The sequence below is a fragment of the Rhizobium moroccans genome, from assembly GCF_057559155.1.
On the sequence record NZ_JBHFJG010000039.1, the window covers coordinates 46,464 to 70,993 of the forward strand.

Sequence of the window (24,530 nt, forward strand, 5' to 3'; positions counted from 1 at the left end):
CCGGCTGCCTATCGACCGACCTGCTTATGGATATGCGGAGGGTTCACGTTCGCTCCTCCGCCGCTGCGCTCAACCCCCGCAGCTGCCCCCTTACGGTTCCCCGCATCGGTCCGTTTGTCAATAAGATAATTTACTTGAATTATTTTATTCCCCGAGGCAGGTTCCTGCGATGGCACATACCGGCAACTGAAAGTCGGCGACATGACAATACAAACGATCGGCGCGCATCCGGTGGCTCTGGGGAAAAATCCTGAACGAAGCCGCGAGCACAACCGGCGTGTGGTGCTGGATGTGGTGCGCCGGCACGGCTCGCTCGGACGCGCGCATATCGCGAAACTGACCCAACTCACCCCCCAGGCGGTCGCCAACATCGTCGACGAACTTGTGGGAGAGCGGCTGCTGATGGAAATGGGGCGCCTGCGCTCTGGACGCGGCCAGCCGCCAATCCAGTTCGCGGTCAATCCGGAAGGCGGCGCGACGATCGGCGTGGAGATCGCCGCAGACCACATGGTGGCGGTCGCGCTCGATCTTTCGGGTCGGCTTCGAGACAAGCGCATTACGCCGCTCAAGGACACGACGCCGGACCACATCCTTTCAACGTTCGCAGAAGAGCTTTCCGCCCTCAACCGATCCGTCGCTTCGAAGCTTCTCGGCGTTGGCGTCGTGATGCCGGGTCCTTTCGAGATCGAAGGAATGACTTCGGTCGGACCGACAACACTTGCCGGTTGGGCAGGGGTCGATGCGGCTGCGGCGCTCAGCAAGGCTTGCGGACATGCGGTCGTCGTCGAAAACGACGCGACGGCCGCGGCCGTCGGCGAGCGGCTGTTCGGTGCCGGTCTGGCGATCTCCAATTTCTGCATGATCTATTTCGGCGTGGGTATCGGCCTCGGCATCATCCAGGATGGTTCGCCCTATCGGGGGGCTTTCGGCAATGCCGGGGAAATCGGCCATGTCACCGTCGCGCCGAAGGGACGACCGTGCCCCTCCTGTGGGCAGCGAGGCTGTCTCGAGGGCTATGCCTCGGCCTATGTGCTGAAGGAGAAGCTCGCCGGCGTGGGAATAGAGAATTGCGAGGTTGCCGATCTCGAAAGGCTGCATGCTGCCGCCCATCCGGTGGTGGAGGGATGGGTCGAGGAGGCCGCCGCCTATCTCGGCCCCATGGTCGCGATGCTTGAAAACATCCTCGACCCGCAGACGGTGATCCTCGGCGGTGCTCTGCCGGACGCCGTCATCGATGACATCATTCGCCGCATGGGCAACCTGCCCACGTCCGTGGCAAGCCGGCGTCAGCGCGCCTTGCCGCGCGTGCTGCGCGGCCAGACGGGGCAATTGACCGCGGCGCTCGGAGCCGCATCGCTGCCGCTGTTCCATGTCGTGACGCCGAAGCTGGAGACCTCGCTTACGGCGATCGCCGATATTCCTGCGTGATATACTGGAGGAGTTTTCATGCTGACCGCCCGCGAACGCATCGAACGGCAGATGGCCGATCCCGCCCTCGTGCGGCTTCACCGCAAGCTGTCGCGGTTGAAATCCACAGTCACGGTGATGAACACCGGAGCGCATCCCGACGACGAGCAGAACGGCATGCTCGCCTGGTTCCGGCTTGGGCTCGGCGTTCGGGTCATCATCGCCTGCTCGACACGCGGCGAGGGCGGCCAGAATGCGCTCGGTCCGGAGCGCCTCGGCGCGCTTGGGGTGATCCGCTCGCGCGAGCTTGAAGAAGCTGCACGCGTTTTGGATGCCGATGTCTGCTGGCTGGGCCACGGTCCGCAGGATCCGGTTCACGATTTCGGTTTTTCCAAGGATGGGGATGCGACGTTCGGCCGATGGGGCGAGGCGCGCATCGTCGAACGGCTGGTGCGCGCCTACCGTCAGGAGCGTCCGGACATCGTCATTCCAACCTTCTTGGATGTGCCGGGCCAGCATGGGCATCATCGGGCAATGACACGTGCTGCCGAGGCCGCGATCGCGCTGGCAGCCGACCGACAAGCCTATCCCGAGCAACTGGCCGAGGGGCTGAAGCCCTGGACGGTTTCAAAATACTATCTTCCGGCCTGGTCCGGGGGCGGCGGCACCTATGATGACGAGGTACCACCGCCCGATGCGACGCTGACCGTAACGGTCGATGGCCGGGAGCCGGTAAGCGGTGCGGAATACGACCGGATCGGCGAGTGGTCGCGCTACTATCATGCCTCCCAGGGAATGGGTCACTGGCCGAAAGAACCGGATCGGGCCTGGCCACTGCATCTGAAACTGTCCGCGACCGAGGTAAGGGAAGAGCGCTCCATCCTCGAAAACCTGCCGTCATCGCTTGCCGAGCTTGCCCGTATTCCGGGCGCCGGCGGCGAGGCGCTGCGTGCGGCAGATCATGCGATTGCGGCCGCGATTTCGGCTTTTCCGGATCGTGAGAGGATCATAACCGCACTTGTCGAGGCAGCGGGCCATCTGGAGCGTGCCGTCCTGTCGGCATCTGAAGAATTCCTCGCTTGGCACGGCCACCGTGTCGCCCGCAAACGGGCGGAGGTGGACGCAGCGATCCTTGAAGCCGCTGCCGTCTTCGAACGGGCCTATGTCGAACCCCCCGCCATTTCTCCAGGCGGCGTGGCGAGGCTAACGGTGGAAGTGGGCGAGGGAGCGGAGCGCATGGTCAAAGTGGTGCCGCACCTGCCGGAAGGCGTCTCGTTCTCGCGGCTCTCAACGGACAAGGACCAGGTCTTTTCGCTGACGGCGGATGCCGATGTTCCATTGTCGGGCCTCTATCTGCCGAGCTGGACCTCTCTTGAGGGCAACGGCCATGCCTGCGTCGCCCTCTCGGCCGAAATCGGCGGCCGCACCGTGAAGGGGGCGTTCGATCTGGAGGAACTTTTCGCAGTCGTGCCAGCCCAGTCGCTCACACTTGTTCCGGATGCGTTGATCATCCCGCTCGACACATCGCCAAGGGAATGGCCGGTTCAAGCCAAGATTTCAGGCGCCGAAGCGGCGGTATCCTTCAACGTTCCCGTCGGCTGGACGATGAAGAAGAACGAGGAGGATTGGCTGCTATCTTCAGCAGAGGCCGTGAAACCCGGCCTCGTCGAGATCCCGGCTGAGATCGGTAGCCGCCCCGCCTACCAGACGACGCCGATTGCCTATCCGCATATCGGCCGAGCGAGCTTCCAGGCACCGGCCGTGCTCAGGATTTTGCCGCTCGATCTGAAGCTGCCGGAAGGTGCGCGGATCGGCTATGTCGGCGGAGGCGCCGACCACGTCGGTAGCTGGCTTGGGCGCATGGGCCTCGACGTGACGGAACTCGATGCGGATGCTCTTTCTGGCGATCTCTCTCGATTCACCACGATCGTGGTCGGGATATTCGCTTTCGGCATCCGCAGGGATCTCGCTTTGGCGACGGAACGATTGCATCGCTTCGTCGAGGAGGGCGGCCATTTGGTGACGCTGTACCACCGCCCAAGCGATGGCTGGAGCCCTGAAAGGACACCGGTGCGTCGGATCGAGATCGGCTCGCCGTCGTTGCGCTGGCGGGTCACGGACCCTCAGGCGGAGGTTATCGTGCTGTCGCCGGATCATGTTCTGATGCAGGCCCCCAACGTCATCGGGGCCGAAGACTGGCGGGACTGGGACAAGGAACGCGGCCTCTATTTCGCGTCCCGCTGGGACGAGGCCTATGAACCTCTGCTCGCCATGCACGACGTCAACGAGCAGCCGCTCGAAGGGGCGCTGATCTCCGGCTCCATCGGCAAAGGCCGCCATACCCATACCAGCCTGGTTCTGCATCATCAGCTCGACAAGCTGGTGCCCGGCGCTTTCCGGCTGATGGCCAATCTCGTGCAACCGGCGTGAGCGGGCAGGCGGCACAAGAAATGGAAGGAGAGCGGGCATCCAATGCTCGCATCGGGGTGGGCTGGCTATTGTTGGACATGACGCTCGTTGCGGGCGGCATGACGGCGCTGGTCAAGGCTCAGGGGGCCACCTATCCCGCCTTCCAGCTGGTGTTCATCCGCGCGATGGTGGGGCTTTTCTTCATCCTGCCGCTGATCTGGCGTCATCGGCTGGAAATGACCCGCATCAAGCACCCGTGGCGCAACATCGTTCGCATCTCCTGCAATGCCGCCGCACTGTCGAGCAACTTTCTGGCGATCACCATTCTCCCATTGGCGACCGTGAATGCCGTGGGCTTCTCACGGCCGCTGGTCACCATGGCCATGGCGGTGGCCATGCTCGGCGAGACCGTGAGCTGGCTCCGATGGCTCGGCGCCCTCGGTGCATTCGGAGGCGTCCTGATCGTGATCGCGCCGGGGACCGCCGGTTTCGATGCGAAGGTGCTGGTCGTGCTGGTTTCGGTGGTTTTCGGTTCCCTGGCAATCATCCAGACGCGAGCCTTGAGGGACGAGAACACGACTGTGATGATGGTGTTCTACACCCTTGGCCTGGCGGTGATCACCGCCATTCCCGCCATCATGACCTGGCAGCCGGTCCGGCCCTCCGATTGGCTGCCTCTGCTCGGCATCGGTTTTCTCGCCCAGATCGGCCAATATTGCTTTCTGCGGGCTTATCGTATCGCCGACGCCAGTGTTCTGGCGCCGGTGGGCTATCTTTCCATCGTCTTCACTGCGGCGGTCGGCTATGTCTTTTTCGGCGAAGTGCCGGAGGCTCGCGTGATCCTCGGCGTCGTGGTCATTCTCGCTTCGCTCCAAGCTTCAGCCTGGCTGGAGAGAAGGATGAAACGACGCGCCATCCCATCGCGAGCTAAAGCCCGGCATGAGCGTCCTCGATGACCGCCCTCAGGTCGTCGATCGGGGTCGAGCCGGCCATCTTCTTGCCTTCCAGTTCCCGCGGCACCTTCCAGCCGGGATCGATGCCTTCCATGTTAGGAAGTTCATGCGCAATACCCTTGTGGCAATCGATACAGGTTGCCTGGCCCGACAGCAGATAGCGGGTGTGTATCTCGGCGGCGCGCTGCGTCTGCTTTTGAAGGTCCATCGCCATCGACGAATGGCAGTTGCGGCATTCCAGGCTATCGTTGGCCTTCAATCGCGCCCATTCGTGCTGCGCCAGTTCCAGCCGTTTTTCCAGGAATTTCGGCCGGGTATTGATCGTGCCGAAGATCTTGCCCCAGACTTCCTTGGACGCCTGCATCTTGCGGGCGATCTTGTCGGTCCAGTTGTGCGGAACGTGGCAATCGGGGCAGGAGGCGCGGACACCAGAGCGGTTGGAGAAATGGATGGTGCGGGTCAGCTCCTCGTAGACGTTGTCGCGCATCTCGTGACACGAGGTGCAGAATTTCTCGGTATTGGTTATTTCGAGGGCGGTGTTGAACGCCCCCCAAAACATCACTCCCCCGATGAAACCACCAAGAGTGAGGAAGCCGAAGCCGAGTGTTCCGGCGGGCGTGGCGAGGATATTCCAGGCCCAGAGGATGATTTTCTTGATCCAGGCGATCATAAGTTCACTCGCTTCCCGCTTGCTTGAAACCCATCTCGCTCATGTCCTTGAAAGCGTTGGGCACCAGCGGCCGCGTGTCGGCCTGGGGTACATGGCAGGCGGTGCAGAAGTATCGCCTTGGCGAAACATCGGCGAGCATCTGCCCATCGCGGGTCATGTAGTGCGTGACGCTAATCATCGGCGCGCCCGAAGCCTGCATGAACTCGCGCTTGTGGCAGGACAGACACCGGTTTGCGTTCACCGAAAGCTGATAGCCTTCGATCGAGTGCGGGATGATCGGCGGTTGATCGGGATAGGCACGCATGACCTGCTTGTCGTCAACCACCCATTTCGGCAATGGCGCGGCAGCGCCCGTGGCCATCGAGGGTGTCGGGCCTTCGAGTTGCGGCACCATCTGCTGCACCACCTGGGCGAGGGACGCGGTCGCGAGGAACAGCACGAACCCTGCGGCGACCATCATCCATTCGGATCGCCGGATCAGGCGACGGGAAGTATCTTGACCGCGCATTTTTTGAAATCCGTCTGTTTGGAGATGGGATCGGTTGCGTCGAGGGTGACCTTGTTGATCAACTGGCTGGCATCGAACCAGGGAACAAAGATCACCCCAGGCGGCATACGATTGCGGCCGCGGGTTTCGACGCGAGAGCGGATTTCGCCCCGTCGGGAGACGATGCGGACCTCGGCGCCCTGGTTGATACCGCGCTTGCGGGCATCGTCGCCGTTCATGAAGACGCGGGCACCAGGAAAGGCCTTGTAGAGTTCGGGAACCCGCATCGTCATCGAGCCGGAGTGCCAGTGCTCCAGCACACGGCCGGTCACCAGCCAGAAATCGAATTCCTCATCCGGCGATTCGGCTGGCGGCTCGTAGGGAACAGCGAGGATGACCGCCTTGCCGTCCGGCTGGCCGTAGAACTTCACGCCTTCGCCCGGTTTCACATACGGGTCGTAGCCTTCGCGGTAACGCCAGCGGGTCTCCTGCCCGTTGACCACAGGCCAGCGAAGTCCGCGCACTTCATGATAGCTGTCGTAGGGCGCAAGGTCGTGACCATGTCCGCGGCCGAAAGCGGCATATTCTTCGAACAAACCCTTCTGGATGTAGAAGCCAAAATCCTTGGCCTCGTTGTTGGCGTATTCTTCATTGACCTCGCTGAGCGGGAAGCGGTCGACCTCGCCGTTGCGGAAGAGCACGTCATAGAGCGTCTTGCCGCGGTAGTCGGGATCGGCATCGAGGATATCGGCAGGCCAGACTTCGTCGGTGGTGAAGCGTTTGGAAAACTCGACCATCTGCCAGAGATCCGAACGGGCATCGCCTTTTGCCTGGACGAGCTGATGCCAGACATGGGTGCGGCGCTCAGCATTGCCGTATGCTCCCTCCTTTTCCACCCACATAGCGGCGGGCAGGATCAGGTCGGCGCTCATGGCCGTAATGGTCGGATAGGCGTCCGACACGACGATGAAATTGTCGGGGTTGCGGTAGCCCTGCCAGGTTTCATTGCTCGTGTTGGGGCCGGCCTGGACGTTGTTGTTGACCTGCACCCAATAGAAATTGAGCTTTCCATCCTTCAGCATGCGGTCCTGTTCCACCGCATGATATCCGGGCTTTTCCGGGATGACGCCGTGGGGAATGCGCCAGATCTCTTCGGCATGTTTGCGGTGCTCGGGATTGGTCACCGTCATGTCCGCCGGCAGGCGATGGGCGAAGGTGCCGACCTCGCGGGCGGTGCCGCAGGCCGATGGCTGGCCGGTCAGCGAAAACGGGCTGTTGCCGGGCTCCGAAATCTTTCCGGTCAGGAGGTGTAGGTTGTAGACCATCTGATTGGCCCACACGCCGCGCACATGCTGGTTGAAGCCCATGGTCCAGAGCGACATGACCTTAGTCTTCGGATCGGCGTAGAGTTCGGCAAGCTGCTCGAGGAAGCCCGCATCGACGCCCGTCAGCTCCGCCGTCTTCTTCAGCGTGTATTCGGAGACGAATTCCTTGAACGCCTCGAAGTCCATGGGCTCGGTCTTGGCCGGATCGGCAGAATTGGCTGCGTTGACTTCCACCGGATTGTCGGGCCGCAGGCCGTAGCCAATGTCGGTCACGCCGCGGGCGAACTTGGTGTGACTCTGGACAAAATCCTGGTTCACCCGTCCGGTTTGAATGATGTGGTTGGCGATATAGTTCAGGATCGCCAGGTCCGTTCCTGGCTTGAAGACCATCGGAATATCGGCGAGGTCCATGCTGCGGTGGGTGAAGGTCGAAAGCACCGCCACGCGCACATGCGGATATCCGAGCCGGCGATCGGCGATGCGCGTCCAGAGAATGGGATGCATCTCCGCCATGTTCGAGCCCCAGAGCACGAAGGCGTCGGCATTCTCGAAATCGTCGTAGCAGCCCATCGGCTCGTCCATGCCGAAGGTCCGCATGAAGGCGTAGGCCGCCGAGGCCATGCAATGACGGGCATTCGGATCGAGGTTGTTCGAACGGAAGCCGGCGCGCATCAGCTTGGTTGCGGCATAGCCCTCGAAGATCGTCCACTGGCCGGAACCGAACATGCCGACGGCGGTGGGGCCTTTTTCCTTCAGGACCTTTTTGCACTGCGTGGCCATGACGTCGAAGGCTTCGTTCCAGCTCACCGGCTCGAACTCGCCATCCTTGTCATAGACGCCGCCACGCTTGCGCAGGAGCGGGGTCTGCAGCCGGTCTTCGCCGTACATGATCTTGGAGAGGAAATAACCCTTGATGCAGTTGAGACCGCGATTGACCTCCGCCTGCATGTCGCCGTGGGTGGCGACGACCTGGCCATCCTTGACGCCGACCATCACCCCGCATCCTGTACCGCAAAAACGGCACGGCGCCTTGGACCACTTGATCTGCAGAGCCTCCACCCCGCCCGGTATAGGCTGCGCTTCCGCCGGCAGAGCCACCCCGGCGGCAGCTGCCGCGACCCCGGCCGCATGCGCCTTCAGCATGTCACGCCGTGTCAGTTCTCCCGTCATGGTTCGGCTCTCCTCGTGTTTCCACATGTTCAAACACCATGTTGGCCGCGACGACCCCGTCGAGCACCGATATCCGGCTCAGCATCTCGCCAAGGGCGCCGGTGCTTGCTCCTTCGAGTACGATGACGATTTTCGCGCCGTTATTTGCATGGACCTCAACGCCGGCCATGTCTTTGATGTGAGTCAAAACGCTTTCGGTCGATCCGGGCTTCGTCGCGACCACTGCGCTGGAGATGTGCCAGGCCGTTTGATCAGCCATGGGCTGCCTCCTGGGCAAGGGGCCGCATGCTTATCGCGTTGACCGGGCAAACCTGCAGACACGCGCCGCAACCGGTGCAGAGCATGTCGTCCAGGTCGGGCAGGAAAGGACCGCCCATCCGCGGTCGAAAACGGATGGCTTGAACGGGACAGCTCTCACCGCAGGACTGGCAGGCGATGTTGCTCATCGGAAGGCATCCGTCACCGATGAGGGCGGTATGGGGAAAGCGCGAAGCGGGCTTCTCGTCGAATACGGCTTCAGGACAGCTTTCCTGGCAGGCGGCACAGAAGGTACATTCGCCAGCCGAAAAGTCGACGCTCGGAAGTCCGCCCACGAGGCGGATTATGCCGGTGGGACATCGCTCCGCGCAGAGGCCGCATCCGGTGCAGTTGCGTAGGCTCTCAAGGGAGGCTCCGGGTGGGCAGAGGCGAGGCGGATGGACCGAGGAACGGCCGGTCAATAACTCTCGTCGGGAAAGCGGTGCCGGCCTCATGGACGCTCTCTCAGTGCACCGGAGGGCCGGGAGGCCCGAAAATCATCTGATAAAACCAGACGAGAAATCCGTAGCCTCCGACGACACCGATGGCCACTATCGGCCAGACTCCGAAAGCAAGGGCGAAGAATGCAAGCAGTTCATTACGCCGCCTGCGCCGCAGGTTTGTTGGGGAAGGCGGATCAGAAAGAACGTCCGACATGCAACCTCCTGAATATACACGAATGATAATATACAGTCGGAAAATGGCAACCCTTCCGAGAGTATAAAGAGCCCCGAGCTTCCGGTCGGAGCATTCGTCAGGAGGTATGCGAGCAGTCCATGAGCGGAAGTGGCCGTTCCCAACGATGTGGGAAAGCCCTTTTTTTGTACGGGACTGCTTTGGTCAAAAAGGCTCTATTGCCGTATCAGCCACAGATAGGCGGCAGCCGTCCAGGAGAAGCCGAGCCCGCCGCAACCTTCACCTGTCGTCGGGTCGAAATATTCGGCAAAGCCTTCGGTTTCGATTGCGTCGATGGTGGACTTGCGCAGCTCTTCGGCAAGATCCGTCTGGCCGTTGCGCTTCAGCCCGTCGATCAACAGCCAATTAATGATCGCCCAGGCGGGACCGCGCCAATAACGCTTCGGCTCAAAGCTCTCGATACCGGGCTTGGTGGTGGGAAAGGCGACCTTCACGCCTTTCGACCATGCTTTCATCTCATTCACCAATGCTCCCGCGATTTCCTCCTCCAGGTCCAATGAGAGAAGCGGGATGAAGCCTGCCTGGGTGGGAGCCGCCACGTCCTCGCCCGAGATCAGATCACGGGAGACGAAGCGCGAAAATTCCGGCCGCCACTGGGCAAGCAGTGCCTTGCGGCTCAGAGCATTGAGTGCTGCGATTTCAGCTGCGTCATCTTGCCTTCCGAGCAGTCGGGCGAGATGCTCCAGATCTTCGCCGGCCTTGAGTAGGATCGCGGTCGTCTGAACTTCCGCCACCTTGAACGGTGCCTTTTCCCATTGCCTGGCCGGTTCCCAGTCGCAGGCTGCATAAGTATCGACCAGATGAATGAAGCGCCTGTAATCCTCATCGCGCGGACGCATCTCGGCATTGACGTGACCGGTATCCTTGCGCGCGACCGCCGTTTCGGTCGTGGTCGGCACTCGGGCAAGCGCGAGGTCCCAGGCGGGCGAGTTGTCGCTGCCGCTTTCCCATGGGTGCAGGAGCGCAACGAGCCCGGTTCCCTTGGGGTCGCGGGCGGAATACCACCAGCGATGCCATTTCAGGGCAGCCTCGTAGAGGGGAGGCGTTCTTGCCTCGGCAGGGCCTGCAGCCTCGTGTACCTTGCGCAGCGCGATCGCAAAAACCGGAGGTTGCGTGATGCCCGAGGTCGGGACCGAATGGCGCGTGCGCCAGACGTTAGCGCCGGGGAAATAGGTATCGCTCGGCTGATGGAAGACGATGTGCGGGATCATGCCGTCCGCCCACTGACCCTCGGCAAGCCGTTCCAGTTCACGATAGGCGCGGTCGACGTCATAAAGTGAAAACCCCATGGCGACGAAGGCGGAATCCCAGTTCCACTGGAAGGGATAGAGCCGATCGGTAGGCACCGTATAGCCGCCGCGGTCATTGACCGCGAGAATCCGCCTCGCCTCGTCGAGATGCTTGCTCATTCTTGATACTCCAGGGGTTTCAGGCGGCCGCTGCCGGATAGGATTTGCCGCTTTCGGGCGAAAGCCAGGTGATTCGGTTGCGGTCGAGCTTCAGCCCGATCACATCGCCGCTTCTGACGGTTTCGGATGCCGGCAGGATGACGCGCACCGGCTGGTCGTGGATCGATCCTGTCAGGAGCAGGTGCGATCCCATCGGCTCGGCCACGCGGACCTTCATTTCCATCCCCTCCGGCAGGTTTGCGAGCTCCACGGCTTCGCCGCGAAGGCCAAGCACGATCTCGCTTGCGGACCCATCCGGCACGACCAATTGTTGAACCCCTGCGGCTACACGGCCGTTTTCCACCGGCACCTTGATGAAATTCATCGGCGGATTGCCGATGAAGCCGCCGACGAAACGTGTCGCGGGATGGTTGTAGACGTCGACCGGCGAGCCCACCTGCTCGACCACGCCGTTATGCATGACGGCGATACGGTCGGAGAGGCCCATCGCCTCTGTCTGGTCATGGGTGACATAGATCGTCGTGGTGCCCGCCGATTGCAGCACGGTTTTGAGTTCGGTGCGCATTTCAAGCCGCAGCAGCGCATCCAGATTCGAAAGCGGCTCGTCCATGAGCAGCACCTTGGGCTCGACGGCGAGTGCGCGGGCGACCGCCACGCGCTGGCGCTGTCCACCGGAGAGCTTGTTCGGGTAGCGGTCGAGATAGGGTTCGATATGCAGCAGACCGGCGGCTTTCTCGACCTGCTTTTTCACCCGCGCGTCGTCCACTTTCTGCATGCGTAGGCCGAAGGCGACGTTCTCGTAAACTGTCATGTGCGGGAAGACGGCATAATTCTGAAAGACCATCGCCAGACCGCGGTCCTTTGGTGGCAAGCCGATCACCGACTTCTCGCCGATGCGCACGTCGCCGGAGGTTGCGCTCTCCAGCCCCGCGATGATGCGCAGAAGCGTGGTCTTGCCGCAGCCCGACGGCCCGAGCAGTGAGACGAATTCTCCGTCGTTGATCGTCAGCGAGATTTCCTTCAGCGCCTGGAAGGAGCCGAAGTTCTTGCGGATGCGATCTATGACAATATTGGCCATGGAAATGGTCCCGTTACTTGGAGGAAATGCCCCAGATCGCGAACAGGTAACGCCTGACCGCGAAGATGAAGATGACCGAGGGAAGGATGAGCAGCAGGCCGCCGGCAAACCGGTAATGCATCGGGCTTTCGGACAGCACCGTCAGCAGGTAAGCCGTCAATGTGCGATTTCTGACCGTCAGCACGGAAGCCGCGAAGACCTCGTTCCAGGAAATGACGAAGGCGAAGACCGCCGTCGCCACGATGCCGGGTAGCGCAAGCGGCGCGACGACCTTGAAGAAGGCCTGGATACGGGTGCAGCCGAAGACCCAGGCGGCCTCCTCGAGTTCTCGGGGGACGCCGAGGAAAATGCCCTGCGTCACCAGCGCCGCGAAGGGCAGCGCCAAAACCGTATGGATCAGGCCGACGCCGATAATGGTATCGTAGAGACCGAGCCGGATGTAGGAGACGGTGAGCGGCAGCGCCAGGATGGCTAGCGGAAAGGCGCGGGTGAGCAGCACCAGCAGCCGATAGCTATCCTTGCCACGGAAATTGTACCGGGCAAGCGCGTATCCGGCCGGCGCCCCGAGCAGGATCGACAGCGCTACGGTGATCCCGGCAGCACCGAGCGAATTGAAAAAACTCTGCGTCACACCCTCGGTTCTGAGGAAGAGCAGGAACGGGTCCAGCGAAATGCCCATCGGCAAACCGGTTTTCGGCCACTGGTAGACGCCTTGGCGTCCGCCGAGCGCACCGAGCGCCACGAGGTAAATCGGCACCAGCACCCAGGCGCAGAGCGCGATGATGCCGCTCCACAGCAGCCAGCGGCGAGAAGAGACGAAACCCGCGGGGTTGGCGGTGCTCATGGCAGGCGCTCCGGATCGACCTTGATGGCCTTGAGGTAGACGAGGGTCGCGGCAAGCGAGATGACCATGATCAGGACCGCATAGGCAGCCGCCACCCCGTAATTCTGGTTCTGGTTCTGCCAGTTGTAGGCTTCACCCACGAGAACCGGGAAATTGCGGCCTCCGAGCGCGTAGACGACCGCAAAGACTTCGAAGGCGAGTACGGTCCGCAGGATGAGGGCGGATTGCAGCGCCGGGCGGATGAGCGGCAGGGTGATGCGCCAGAACCGCGTCCAGGGTCCTGCGCCGAAGATTTCGGCGGCTTCCTTGAACTCCTTCGGCACCTGGTTGAGGCCGGCGACGATAATAACCATGACGATCGCCGTGCCGCGCCAGATTTCGGCGATCGCGATCGCGATAAAGAGCGCCACCGGCGTCTGATAGGAAAGCCAGCTCGTTTGCCGCTCGATAAGGCCGAGGCCGAAGAGCAACGAGTTGAAATACCCGGTATTCTGCAGGATCGAGAGCCAGACGAGGCCGGCGGCGAGATCCGAAATGGCAAGGGGAATGGTCCAGATCCAGAGGATGGTTTCGCGGCCGCCCGCGATTTTGGCGACCATGGTGCCCATGGCAAGCGCGATGGCGAGCTGAACCGGTACGACAACAGCGGTGAGCAGGAAGGTATTCTGGACCGAGCGCCCGAAATTGATGTCGTTCACCATGCGCTGCGCATTGGCAAGCGAAGGCGCGCCGTTATCGGAGATCGCCAGCCAGATCGTCTGCACCAGCGGCACGATGAACAGCAGCGCCAGGAAGGCGACGGAAGGCAGGATCAGGAGATAGGGGACCCAGGGTCTGGTTTGCGTCATCGGCGTGCCCCGCAGGCGGATTGAAGAACTGGGTCCGGGCTTGCGCCCGAACCCGAACAGCCTTGGGAGGCGCTCATTCGACGGGGCAGGGGCCGTCGCTCTTTGCATCTGGCGCCCAGCAGGCAGCCTTGGTGTCGGTCATCAGCTTGGAAAGCGTTGCACCCTGCGCCTTGAGTACGTCGGCCACCGGTTCGTTCTGGAGAACGATACGCTGGAAGCTGTCCATGTAGACCTTGTTGAATTCGCCGCCCTTGTCTCCGAGACCGACCGGAAGAAGCGAAATCAGCGCATCGTCGGCAGCTTGTGTGGCTGTGACGGCGCCTGCAAGCAGGGCGACGCCCGGATCGAGATCCGGCGGGAGCTGAACGTTCAAGGTCGGGAAGAAGCCGACGCGCTGTGCGGTCAAAAGCTGCGTCTCCTGCATTGTCAAGTGCTCGATGACCTTGGTGGCGCCTGCGGCATCCGGTGCCCCCTTCGGGATCGCCAGTCCGGCGACGACCGGCATATAGCCGCGCCCCTTCGGACCAGCCGGCGCGGGGAAGACGACATAATCGTCAGGCGAGGCGGAGATCGCGTTCCTGAGACGCGCGACATGGTCCCAGGCAACCATCACTTCGCCGGCGGCAAGCGGCTCCTGCATGAAGTCATAATTGGTGGAATTTGGATTGACCTGAGCCCACAGTTCCTTGAATTTCTCCCAGCCGGCAGCGGCGTCCGCATTCTGGAAGGTGCGCACCACGCCACCCGTAAAGGACGGATAGAAATAGCCCTCGAAATAGCGGGCCATCAGCCCTTTCGGACCCGCCGGAAAGCCGATCTGCGGCTGTCCGGTCGCCTCCTGCAGCTTCCTGCCCCATTCTATGAGCTGGTCATAGCTGAGCGTGTTCACGTCCGCGCCCTCGGGCAGGTGCTGCAGCGCATCCTTGTGGGCAGCCATGACATAGGTGGCCTGCATCCATGGGATGTATTGCTGGCTGGTCTTGCCGAGCTTGCCGAGATCGAGCAATGACTGCGGCATGCCTCCATCGGCCAGTTTCTTCGCCAGTTCGTCGAGCGGCTCGAAACCATCCCTGTCGGCGATCGGCGAAAGCTCGCCATGCAGCGCCCCGACAAGGCTGATCGTATGCTTGCCGGCCTGGCGCTCCGCCTCCATGCGCACGGCGAACTGCGGCGGCTCCTCGACGACATAGTCGATGTCGCCGACGCCTTGCAGCAGTTCTTCGCGCACGACGGTCGCTTCCTCGATCGGGCGAAGCTGGGTGGACAGGAATACAGTCTGTGCCAGCGAGGGTGAGGCGAAGGTCAGCACCGTCGAGGCCAGAATTCCGAATGACAGCAAGCGTTTCATTTGTTTCTCCTCCTTATTGTCTTTCTGTTTGCTTCGGCTGTTGACTAAACATCCGGGAAAGAACGGCGATGGCTTTCCCGATCCACGAATTCGATGGGACGCAGTTCCTGAAGGTTCTCGGCGGGTTCTCCCGCGATGGCGCGAAGCAGCAGGGAGGCGAAGCTCGCGCCGAGGATTTCGCCGGTCATCCGCATGGTCGATAGCGGTGGGCTTGCGAATGCGCCGATCGGCAGATCGTCGTGGCCGACGATGCTGATGGTCTCGCCACCCTCGATTTCACGCAGTGCCCGCAGCGCGCCGATCGCCATTTCATCGGTGGCGCAGACAAGCGCCGTCGGACGCAACGGCCGGCGCAGAAGCTCAAGCGCCGCAAGATAGCCGCCTTGTTCGGTCGGCGCGCCTTCGGCGCAGAGGCTGGCCTCCAGACCGCATTCATCCAGGGCAGCCTGCCAGCCGCGACGACGGGTGTGAGCGAAATAGTATTCCTGCGGGCCAGCGATATGGCCGATCCGGCGATGGCCGGCGGCATGGAAGCGCAATGTCGCTTGGCGGAAGCCGGAAAAACCATCGCCATCGATGAAGGCGTGCGGCGTGGGGGATTCGGTGCGCCCGTTGGTGACGAAGGGAATACCGCGAGATTGCAGGAATTCGACGCGCTCGTCATTGCGTTTGGTGCGCACCAGCAGCATGGCATCCACCCTTCGCCCGTCGACAAAGCGGCGGCACATCTCGAGTTCGCTTTCGCCACGCGGAACGGGCGCAATCACGAGGTTGAGACCGGCGCCGGCGAGATGCTCGGCACAGCCGGAGAGCATGTCGATGAAGTGGGGAGGGCCGATATGGCCCGGATCGCTGGGAAGCGTGACGGCGACGAGTTCGGCCCGTTGCTTGCGAAGCCGGCGCGCCGAGGCGTTTGGCCTATACCCGACCTTGTCGGCGGCTTCTCGAACCCGCTCGCGCGTAGTGGGGGAAACATCCGCATAGCCGTCCAAGGCACGGGAAACCGTGGTGATGGACAAGCCGAGCGATTGCGCAAGCTGTTTTAGATTGGACAAGGTTTCCTCCCTCGTCTCAAGGTTCATCCAAAACGTTTTGGGAGTCAAGCCGAAACGTTTTGGATAGGATTCAGGAGAGGCGAGAAGGGAAAGAGGAGTGTTTGCTAAAGCGCGGCGCGTCTGTCCCGTCTGGCAAGCCGCTCAAGCAGGTAATCCACCTCGGCCTTGGCGGTCGCGGTCAGCATCTGGCCCGGTTTGCGCTGCGCATCTGAGGTAATGACGCCGCGGCGCTTCAACACGTGCTTTCGCACCGCAAGCCCAATGCCGAGCTGCTGCTCATAGCGGATCAGCGGCAGGTGAGCGTCGAAGAGGTCGTGGGCCTCATCACGCTTGCCGGCTGCGAACAGCTCGACGAGTTCCACCAGCATGTCCGGAAAGCCGTAGCCGGTCATCGCGCCGTCGGCGCCGCGTTCCGGTTCGAAATCGAGGAACATGCCGCCATTGCCGCAAAGGATCGAGAACTCCCGCAGTTCGCCGGCCTTCTGCATGGCTCTGAGCTTCGAGATCTTTTCGAGGCCCGGCCAGTCTTCGTGTTTCAGCATCCGGCAGGAGGAGTGGTTTGCGATGACCTTGGCAACGACACTGGCTGACATGACGACGCTGAGCGTCAGCGGATAATCCTGCAGCACCCAGGGGATGTCTTCCCCGATCGCTTCAACGGCCTGCTCGAAATAGCCTACGATCTGTTCGTCCGTGCGAAGCGCCGGTGTCGGCGCGATCATCACGCCGGCGGCTCCCATCTCCATCGCGTCACGGGCAAGCGACCGCATGGCGGCGAAGCCGGGTGCGGAGACGCCGACGATGACGGGCACATTTGCGCGCGATACCACCTGTTTGATGATGGCGCGCGATTCCGAAGGCTCCAGCTTCGGCGCCTCGCCCATAATGCCGAGGATGGTGATGCCGGTAACGCCGCTCTCGACATAGAAATCGGTCAGGCGTTCGATGGATGGGTGGTCGAGCGCGCCATCCGGCAGGAACGGCGTGGTGGCGATGGCATAGACGCCCTTCGATTGTGTGCTGAATGTCATTGTGCGTCCTTCCAGGCCTGGTAGCGCGCCTTGGTTTCCGCGTTCATCGGATAGAGACCGGGCAGCGGCACGCCGCGATCGACCTCGGTCATGATCCAGGCTTCCATGCGCTCCTGTTCGGGCGCCTCGGCTAAAACCGTGTCAAGCAGCTTTGCAGGGATCAGGACCGCGCCGTCTTCGTCCACCACCACGATATCGCCGGGGAAGACGGCGACGCCACCGCAGGCGATAGGTTCCTGCCAGCCGACGAAGGTAAGACCGGCAACGGAGGGCGGCGCGGAGACGCCGTCGCACCAGACCGGAAGCCCGGTGCCGAGCACGCCCGCCGCATCACGCATGACGCCATCGGTCACCAACCCCGCGACCCCGCGTTTGACCATGCGCGAGCAGAGGATATCGCCGAAAATGCCGGCATCGAGCACACCCATGGCATCGGCCACGGCCACGCAGCCCTCAGGCATGGCCTCGATCGCCGCGCGCGTTGAGATCGGCGAGGACCAGCTTTCCGGCGTTGCGAGATCCTCGCGGGCGGGCACGAAGCGCAAAGTGAACGCCGGCCCCACGACGCGGGGCTGACCTGGTCTGAGCGGTTTCGTGCCGCGCATCCAGACGTTCCGGAGCCCCTTCTTCAGGAGAACGGTAGTCAGCGTTGCAGTGGAAACGCCTTTGAGCGTTTCGACGGTCTGCGGATCAAGCGGCATGTCTGGAACCTCGTTGACTGAAAGGAAAGCCCTGACGAAGGGCAAAGGACGGCCTTTGGCGGCATTATGGTCAGCCTAAGAAGAAGAAAAATGTAGCTCTTCCTGCTTTTAGACGATAGCTTTTGTTTTGATGGAAACGCGTTTTCTCGAAACCTTCCTATTGGTCGCCGAGCTTGGTTCGCTGGCCGAGGCATCCCGGCGGCTCGGCATTACGCCTGCCGCTGTCGCGCAACGCATGCAGGCGCTTGAGGAGGATATCGGGGTGCCGCTGCTCACCCGAGCCGGCAGGCGCGTGAGCCCGACCGAGACGGGTCATGCACTCATCGAGAAAAGCCGCACTATCATTGCGGAGGTCCGCGACCTGCGCGCGCTCGCCAATGCCGATCTGCCTTCCGGGGAGTTGCGGCTCGGTGCGATCTCGACGGCACTCACCGGGCTTCTGCCGCCGGCCTTGCGCTCCGTCTTCGCGAGCAGGTCGCAGGTGGAGGTTTTCCTTTTGCCGGGTACCTCCGCTGAACTCTACCAGAGGCTCCGGAATGCCGATATCCACGCAGCAATCCTCGTCAAACCGCCGTTTCCTATCCCGAAAACATTTGAATGGGAGCTGCTGCGGGCAGAGCGCCTCGTACTTTTGGCGCCGGGCGAATGCCGTCGACAATCACCCCATGACATCATCGCGACGCGGCCCTTCATTCGTTATGACCGCAGCAATTGGGGTGGGCGCCTGGCAGACGGCTATCTGAGGAGCCAGGGCCTCAAACCGGTGGAGCGGCTGGAGCTGGATTCGCTGGAGGCGATCGCCGTGATGGTCAGCAACGGTCTCGGCGTTTCCCTGGTTCCGGACTGGGCGCGACCATGGCCCGGAGACCTGGATATCTGCGTTCTCGAGCTGCCGGCTACATCTCCGCCGCGGGAAGTCGGCATGTTGTGGCCTCGCAGCTCGCCCGCGCGCCGGCTCATCGCGATCATGCTGGATGCGCTCAAGGGTCAGAAGTAATAGTTGGCGATCCGATTGCCGCCCAGCTGCCTGTGGTCGACAGGTAACCTAGTATGCGGCATCCGGCAGCCCGGCCATAATTTCCGGAAAACGTCGGCAGCGGCGGGAAGCATGTGCAAGGCGAAAAAGACCGGCGGGAGCGTGACTCCGCCGGTCTTGGCTATGGAAGCCAGGCTCAGGCAGTAGGCTGTTTGGTCTTCCTGAGATAGGGCAGGACCGTGTCGAACGAGCCGAAACGGGTGACGGCGTCTTCGTTCGAGACTGCAGCCGTGATGATGACGTCGTCGCCCTGCTGCCAGTTGGCCGGTGTCGCGACCTGGTGCTTGGCGGTCAACTGGATCGAATCAATCGCGCGAAGGATCTCCGCGAAATTACGGCCGGTCGTCATCGGGTAGGTGAGGATCAGCTTGATCTTCTTGTCGGGGCCGATGACGTAGACCGAACGAACGGTGGCATTGTCGGCGGGCGTGCGGCCTTCCGAGGAAGAGCCGGCCTCGGCCGGCAGCATGTCGTAGAGTTTCGCGACCTTCAGATCGCGGTCGCCGATCAGCGGATATTCGACATCGAAGCCCGTCGCCGTCCTGATGTCGTCCTTCCACTTCGTGTGGCTGTCGACCGGGTCCACCGAAATGCCGATGATCTTCACGCCGCGTTTCCTGAATTCGCCCTCCAGGCCGGCCATCGCGCCGAGCTCGGTCGTGCAGACCGGCGTGAAATTCTTCGGGTGCGAGAACAGAACCGCCCAGCCATCGCCGATCCAATCATGAAATTGGATGGTGCCTTGGGTCGTCTCGGCAGTGAAATCGGGCGCGGTATCGTTGATGCGCAGGCTCATGGCGTGCTCCTCTCTAGCTGGTTCGTATCGGCAAAGGATGGGTCGAAGTCCCTTGAAAGTCCACCTCGCGGGCGCCTCCATTTTTGGAATGCATGCGAGAATTTGGGTTGCAACCATTTTGCGCGGATGTGGCGAATTTAGAACGCGTATTTTTGTGAAGTGAGCCCCGGCCGTGGCACCGTTTTCCAATCATGAGGTCGATTGGAGACGGACGTTCCAGGCCGCGGTTGCAGCTATTGCGCGGTCCCGGCCATGATTTGCGAAAACTGGATAATACCAGTATAGCTCCAGCGAGAAAATCGGCAAGATTTTTGCGAGGCAAGGCGATGGCGACAGTAGATCTGATGGAACTGGTGAGCAGGGAGCTCGATCGTCCGGCTTCCGACGTCCCCCTGTACAAGCAACTGAAAACCGCGATCGAGACTGCGATCCGCTCCAATGCCCTGAAGGCCGGAGCCACGCTGCCAGGCGAGCGGGTGATTGCCGAAACGCTGTCGCTATCGCGTGTCACGGTGAGAAAGGCCCTGGCGCTGCTGGAGGAGGAGGGGCTTTTAAACCGCCGGCATGGGGCGAGAACGGAGATCGGGTCGCGGGTCGAAAAATCCCTTTCGACCCTTACAAGCTTTTCCGAGGACATCCGCGCTCGCGGCCTTGAGCCCGGATGTGCTTGGCTTTCAAAGCAAATCGTCAGGCCATCCCCGGCTGAGATGATGGCGCTTGGGGTTGCCGGCATTACCCATGTGGTTCGGCTGAAGCGGGTGCGCACCGCCGATGGGATACCAATCGCGGTCGAGCATTCCGCTGTTCCTGCCCGTTTCCTGCCAGAGCCTGAAATGGTCGGAGATTCACTCTACGAGGCGTTGGAAAAACGTGGCTTCCTGCCGCAAAGGGCCGTCCAGCGCATGCGCGCGCGCGCGGCCTCTGAGGAGGACGCGACACATCTGCAATGCGAGCCCGGCGCGCCTATCCTGGCGACGGAGCGGCGCTGCTTCCTTGCCGATGGACAGATCGTTGAATATTGCGAGACCCGCTACAAGGGTGAGGTCTACGACTTCGTTTTCGAATTGCGTCGATGATACCAGTCACAAGCTGGTTGCAAGCTGGTATTTTCTATCTATCGTGATGCTCCGAATGGAGTGTCGCGAGTGCTCAAGCTGAAGGAAGAGATCGCCAACAGCCTCATCGTATCCTGCCAGCCGGTTCCCGGCGGGCCGATGGACGATGCCGATTTCGTAACAGGCTTTGCCAAGGCCGCGCTCGATGCCGGTGCCAGCGCCCTTCGCATCGAATCCGTCGCTTATGTCAGGGCGGTGCGGTCCGCGGTTTCCGTGCCGATCATCGGCATCGTCAAGCGTGATCTCGACGATAGCCCGGTCCGGATCACTCCCTTTGTTGCGGATGCGGAGGAACTGGCGGATGCCGGTGCTGACATCGTTGCCTTCGACGCGACCGATCGGCCGAGACCCGCTTCCGTCGAGGAGCTGGTGAAGGCGGTGAAGGCGAAGGGCAAGCTGACGATGGCGGATTGCTCCTGCCTCGAAGATGCCCGCCGGGCGCTTGCAGCTGGCGTCGATTTCGTCGGGACGACGCTTTCCGGTTATGTCGGAGGCCCTGAGCCGGTCGAGGCCGATATCGACCTGATTGCCGCTATGCGGGAGCTTACGCCTTACGTGATCGCCGAAGGCCGCATCCGCTCGCCAGAACAGGCGGTTTCCGCCGTGCGGGCCGGCGCCTGCGCGGTCGTGGTGGGCTCGGCAATCACCCGCACCGAACACGTGACGTCATGGTTCCAAGAGGCCGTCTCGAAAGCGTTCAGAGCGCAACGCGGTGAGCCAGTGCTGGCGATCGATATCGGCGGAACCAAGACCATGGCGGCGCTGGTTGCAGGCTCCAACGTGCTGGAGGAAATCACCGTTCCGACCATTCGCGAGGCCGGCCCGGACGCTTGGCTTTCCGCAGTGGCGAAAAGCACGGCAGCTTGGGCCGGGCGGTATGAGTGCATCGGTATCGCCGTCACAGGATTCATCCAGGCAGGCAGATGGTCCGCCCTCAATCCCGCCACCCTCGGAATCCCGAATGGCTATCCTCTGATCGAAAAGGCCGAAAAGCTGTTCGGCAGGCGCGCCTATGCCGTGAACGATGCGCAGGCGGCCGCCTGGGGCGAGCATCGGTTCGGAGCGGGCAGGGGCTCCAATCTGGTCTTTCTCACCATCTCGACGGGTATTGGCGGCGGCATCGTCGTCAACGGACGGCCGCTGCTCGGACTTGCTGGCCATTTTGGTCTGATCCGCAGTCCTTCACGAGGGGAATCGCCTCTGGAAGACCATACATCCGGGCGCTGGATCGCTGCCGAAGCCACTCGGAACGGGCACCAGGCGGATGCGGCCACAGTTTTCGGCCGGGCACGCGAAGGTGAGGCGTGGGCACGGGACATCGTTTCCCGCTCGGCCGAAAACGTCGCCCTGCTTTGCAGGGACATCCAGATGATGCTCAATCCCGAGGTGATCGTCATCGGTGGAGGTATCGGTCTCGCCCATGGCTATCTGGACGCGGTTCGAGACCATCTGGCAGGGCTTGCCTCACCGGCTGCCCCCAATCTCATTGCAGCAAAGCTCGGCGCACACGCCGGCATCATCGGGGTTGCCGATCTCGCTCGCGAGGCGGGATAGGCGCACCGCAATGGCAGGCATTCAAATGCAACGATAAAGAAGGGAACCAACGATGAAAATGATGAGAACATCTCTTGCGGCAGTTGCCGCTCTGCTTTCGAGCATAGCTATGCCGGGTCTTAGCAATGCCGCCGTCACCGTGCTCGGCTGGCCGGGTGGTTCTGAGGAAACCGCCCTTCGCGCCGCCGTGGAAGCCTATAACGGCAAAGCTGCGGAAACCGACAGGGTCGAGCTTCTCTTCTTCAACCGTGACGGTTTTTTCGACAAACTGCAGGCGGATATGGCCGCCGGCTCCAGCGCCTTCGACATCAATCTCGTCGCTACCTATTCGATCGGCCGCTATGCCCCCTATATGGAGCCGATCGAGCTTGGGCCGGATGCCGCCAAGGTCTTCGGCGAATCCGTGCTGAAGACCATGCAGTTCGACGGCAAGCAATATGGCGTGCCGACCGATCTTTCCCTGCATTTCATGTATTATCGCAAGGACCTGATCGAGGCGCTGATGGCGGATGATGCTGCCAAGGCAAAATATGCTGAGATCGCCAAAGAGCATCTTGAAAAGGAGCTGCAGCCGAAGGATCCCGATCAGTGGACCTGGGAGGACTGGGCGGCGACCGCGCTCTATTTCAGCAAGCAGGTCAACGACGAAAGTCCCGTGCGCTATGGCACCGTATTGCAGATGAAGAACCTGCTCTTCAACATGATGGTCTTCCAGTCTCTGCCACGATCCTACGGCGGAGATTGGATGGATGCGGCCGGCAATGTCACCATTGATTCCGAAGCTTATCGGACAAGTCTTGAGCTCTACAAGAAGCTTTACGACGCCGGCGCCTCGCCGCGCGATTCCTTAAGCTATGAATTTGCCGAAACCAACGCCGCCTATAGCGCGGGCCAGGCTGCGACGGCACTGCAATGGAACGCCGCGGCCGCCGATCTGACGAACGCGGAAAAGTCACCTGCCGTAGCCGATGTGACCGGTGTCGTCGCACCACCCGCAGGGCCGAACGGCCGCGCCGATCATATCCACGGGCTCGGCCTCGGCCTCAACAAGAATGCCAAGAACAAGGAAGGGGCGATCAAGTTCCTGAAATGGCTGGCGAGCGAGGAGGCGGCGCTCACCTATGCACGAGGCGGCGGTTCACCGGCGCTTGCCCCCGAGGTGGTGGCGAAGGTCGCTTCCGAGCGCCCGGACCTGGTCAAGCTCGGCGAGTTTGCCAGCCGGTATGGCTACGTCATGACCGGCGCGACATCGGCCAATGCCCTTTCCATCTATGAACTCCAGGCCAAGGAGTTTACCGGCTATTGGTCCGGCCAGCAGAGCCTCGACGACGCACTTGCCCATACCAAGGCGGGCATGCAGGATCTTCTGAAGAAGTAATTCATTCCCGGACGCGGCCGAATGGGCGCGCGTCCGGCATTTCCCGGCGGATCGAGATGGCTATTGTAAACCGCGCCGAGGGCAGGCTCTATTTCACGCCGCTCGTCGGCTTCCTGCTGCTGTTCCTTGGCTTTCCGGCGATCGTCAATCTCGTCTATTCCGTTTCGACGGTGAATTTCGAGACCCTGCGCAGCCCGACGATCACCGGCTTCGGCAACTATCTTTCGGTCCTTGGCGACCGGGAGTTCTGGCGTTCGGTTTCCTTCTCGATGCGCTTCGGCATCGTCACGGCGCTTGCCGAGTGTCTTATCGGCCTTTTTCTGGCGATCTTCCTGGCGCCGCTCCTCGCGAGACGTTCGGTGCTGATGGCGCCGCTGATGCTGCCTCTGATGGTGGCGCCTGCCATGGTGGGGCTCATGTACCGTCTGGTGCTCCACGAGTTCGCCGGCCCCGTGCCCTATTACCTGTTCGAGTGGTTCGGCGACAGCCCCGCCTTCCTCGACGTCAACAATGCTTTCCGAACGCTCGTGGTGGTCGAGGTACTGCAGTGGACGCCCTTCGCCTTTCTGCTGTTCTACATGGCCTATGTGGCGATCCCGCTCGATGTGCGCGAAGCCGCCGCCCTCGATGGGGCGACATCTTTCAAGGCACTGTGGTGGATCGAGCTGCCGCTCATGCTGCCGACGCTCACCATCGCCTTCTTCATCCGCTTCATCGACGGCTTCCGCGTCTTCGACAATGTCTATGCGCTGACCGGAAGCGGGGCAGGGGGCTCCACCACCTCGCTGTCGATCTACATCTATCACGCCTTCTTCAAACAAGGGGCGATCGGCAAGGCGGTCGCCGCATCGGTCCTCCTGTTCCTGGCGTCACTTGTGGTTCTCTGCGTTCTTAATTGGCTCGCCGGATTGCGGAGGAGGTAA

At 61.9% G+C, this 24,530-nt stretch carries 23 protein-coding genes; 8 read left to right on the top strand and 15 right to left on the bottom strand.

Annotated features, from left to right (window positions below; genetic code table 11):
- The first annotated feature begins 201 nt into the window (after positions 1-201).
- From ACE04I_RS17975 to ACE04I_RS17985, 3 genes are read left to right on the top strand one after another with little or no spacing between them, the layout of a single operon-like run.
- Positions 202-1,428, top strand: coding sequence for an ROK family protein (locus ACE04I_RS17975; RefSeq protein WP_046793368.1), 1,227 nt, complete (start codon positions 202-204; stop codon positions 1,426-1,428).
- 18 nt (positions 1,429-1,446) lie between these two features.
- Entirely contained in the window at positions 1,447-3,837 is a 2,391-nt protein-coding gene (locus tag ACE04I_RS17980) for a PIG-L family deacetylase (protein ID WP_046793369.1), read from the top strand.
- Between the two features lie 20 nt (positions 3,838-3,857).
- Complete coding sequence (locus ACE04I_RS17985; RefSeq protein WP_137326516.1) at positions 3,858-4,772, top strand: DMT family transporter; 915 nt, start codon at positions 3,858-3,860, stop codon at positions 4,770-4,772.
- On the opposite strand, the gene ACE04I_RS17990 is transcribed toward ACE04I_RS17985, so the two are convergent.
- From ACE04I_RS17990 to ACE04I_RS18055, 14 genes are all read right to left on the bottom strand, one after another.
- Positions 4,744-5,436 carry a NapC/NirT family cytochrome c gene (locus ACE04I_RS17990; protein WP_487207499.1) on the bottom strand — a complete coding sequence of 231 codons (693 nt, stop codon included), beginning with the start codon at positions 5,434-5,436 and terminating at the stop codon, positions 4,744-4,746. The two genes, ACE04I_RS17985 and ACE04I_RS17990, sit on opposite strands and share 29 nt — an antisense overlap.
- 7 nt (positions 5,437-5,443) lie before the next feature.
- Entirely contained in the window at positions 5,444-5,947 is a 504-nt protein-coding gene (locus ACE04I_RS17995; protein ID WP_046793371.1) for a nitrate reductase cytochrome c-type subunit, read from the bottom strand.
- The gene (gene napA, locus ACE04I_RS18000) at positions 5,917-8,421 is read right to left on the bottom strand and encodes a periplasmic nitrate reductase subunit alpha (RefSeq protein ID WP_046793372.1); all 2,505 of its coding nucleotides are present in this window, start codon (positions 8,419-8,421) and stop codon (positions 5,917-5,919) included. The genes ACE04I_RS17995 and napA overlap by 31 nt, the downstream gene beginning before the upstream one ends.
- Positions 8,396-8,680, bottom strand: coding sequence for a chaperone NapD (locus tag ACE04I_RS18005; RefSeq protein ID WP_046793373.1), 285 nt, complete (start codon positions 8,678-8,680; stop codon positions 8,396-8,398). The genes napA and ACE04I_RS18005 overlap by 26 nt, the downstream gene beginning before the upstream one ends.
- Complete coding sequence (locus tag ACE04I_RS18010; RefSeq protein WP_082118265.1) at positions 8,673-9,173, bottom strand: ferredoxin-type protein NapF; 501 nt, start codon at positions 9,171-9,173, stop codon at positions 8,673-8,675. Before ACE04I_RS18010 ends, ACE04I_RS18005 begins: the two co-directional genes overlap by 8 nt.
- Before the next feature lie 10 nt (positions 9,174-9,183).
- Positions 9,184-9,375, bottom strand: coding sequence for a periplasmic nitrate reductase, NapE protein (gene napE, locus ACE04I_RS18015; protein WP_046793375.1), 192 nt, complete (start codon positions 9,373-9,375; stop codon positions 9,184-9,186).
- Positions 9,376-9,569: 194 nt separating this feature from the next.
- Positions 9,570-10,823, bottom strand: coding sequence for an MGH1-like glycoside hydrolase domain-containing protein (locus ACE04I_RS18020; RefSeq protein WP_046793376.1), 1,254 nt, complete (start codon positions 10,821-10,823; stop codon positions 9,570-9,572).
- A 19-nt stretch (positions 10,824-10,842) separates the two neighbouring features.
- Positions 10,843-11,901, bottom strand: a complete 1,059-nt coding sequence (locus ACE04I_RS18025; protein WP_046793377.1) for an ABC transporter ATP-binding protein — start codon at positions 11,899-11,901, stop codon at positions 10,843-10,845.
- Positions 11,902-11,914: 13 nt separating this feature from the next.
- A complete protein-coding gene (locus ACE04I_RS18030) occupies positions 11,915-12,745 on the bottom strand; it encodes a carbohydrate ABC transporter permease (protein ID WP_046793378.1) in 831 nt (276 codons plus the stop codon).
- Positions 12,742-13,593, bottom strand: coding sequence for a carbohydrate ABC transporter permease (locus tag ACE04I_RS18035; RefSeq protein WP_046793379.1), 852 nt, complete (start codon positions 13,591-13,593; stop codon positions 12,742-12,744). The genes ACE04I_RS18030 and ACE04I_RS18035 overlap by 4 nt, the downstream gene beginning before the upstream one ends.
- A gap of 73 nt (positions 13,594-13,666) precedes the next feature.
- Positions 13,667-14,941, bottom strand: a complete 1,275-nt coding sequence (locus ACE04I_RS18040; RefSeq protein ID WP_046793380.1) for an ABC transporter substrate-binding protein — start codon at positions 14,939-14,941, stop codon at positions 13,667-13,669.
- Positions 14,942-14,985: 44 nt separating this feature from the next.
- On the bottom strand, positions 14,986-15,996 hold the full coding sequence (locus ACE04I_RS18045) for a LacI family DNA-binding transcriptional regulator (protein ID WP_487207419.1): 1,011 nt from the start codon (positions 15,994-15,996) through the stop codon (positions 14,986-14,988).
- Positions 15,997-16,100: 104 nt separating this feature from the next.
- Positions 16,101-17,027: a dihydrodipicolinate synthase family protein gene (locus ACE04I_RS18050; protein ID WP_487207420.1), complete on the bottom strand. Its 927-nt coding sequence runs from the start codon at positions 17,025-17,027 to the stop codon at positions 16,101-16,103.
- On the bottom strand, positions 17,024-17,728 hold the full coding sequence (locus ACE04I_RS18055; protein WP_046793383.1) for a ribonuclease activity regulator RraA: 705 nt from the start codon (positions 17,726-17,728) through the stop codon (positions 17,024-17,026). Before ACE04I_RS18055 ends, ACE04I_RS18050 begins: the two co-directional genes overlap by 4 nt.
- Before the next feature lie 130 nt (positions 17,729-17,858).
- Between ACE04I_RS18055 and ACE04I_RS18060 the strand changes: the two genes are divergently transcribed.
- Positions 17,859-18,725: a LysR family transcriptional regulator gene (locus ACE04I_RS18060; protein WP_046793384.1), complete on the top strand. Its 867-nt coding sequence runs from the start codon at positions 17,859-17,861 to the stop codon at positions 18,723-18,725.
- A 175-nt stretch (positions 18,726-18,900) separates the two neighbouring features.
- Here ACE04I_RS18060 and ACE04I_RS18065 read toward each other — a convergent pair whose 3' ends face one another.
- On the bottom strand, positions 18,901-19,560 hold the full coding sequence (locus ACE04I_RS18065) for a peroxiredoxin (RefSeq protein ID WP_046793385.1): 660 nt from the start codon (positions 19,558-19,560) through the stop codon (positions 18,901-18,903).
- Positions 19,561-19,886: 326 nt separating this feature from the next.
- Between ACE04I_RS18065 and ACE04I_RS18070 the strand changes: the two genes are divergently transcribed.
- From ACE04I_RS18070 to ACE04I_RS18085, 4 genes are all read left to right on the top strand, one after another.
- On the top strand, positions 19,887-20,636 hold the full coding sequence (locus tag ACE04I_RS18070) for a GntR family transcriptional regulator (RefSeq protein ID WP_046793386.1): 750 nt from the start codon (positions 19,887-19,889) through the stop codon (positions 20,634-20,636).
- Between the two features lie 78 nt (positions 20,637-20,714).
- Positions 20,715-22,229: a putative N-acetylmannosamine-6-phosphate 2-epimerase gene (locus ACE04I_RS18075; protein WP_046793707.1), complete on the top strand. Its 1,515-nt coding sequence runs from the start codon at positions 20,715-20,717 to the stop codon at positions 22,227-22,229.
- A 52-nt stretch (positions 22,230-22,281) separates the two neighbouring features.
- Positions 22,282-23,607, top strand: a complete 1,326-nt coding sequence (locus ACE04I_RS18080; RefSeq protein ID WP_046793387.1) for an ABC transporter substrate-binding protein — start codon at positions 22,282-22,284, stop codon at positions 23,605-23,607.
- 56 nt (positions 23,608-23,663) lie between these two features.
- Entirely contained in the window at positions 23,664-24,530 is an 867-nt protein-coding gene (locus tag ACE04I_RS18085) for a carbohydrate ABC transporter permease (RefSeq protein ID WP_046793388.1), read from the top strand.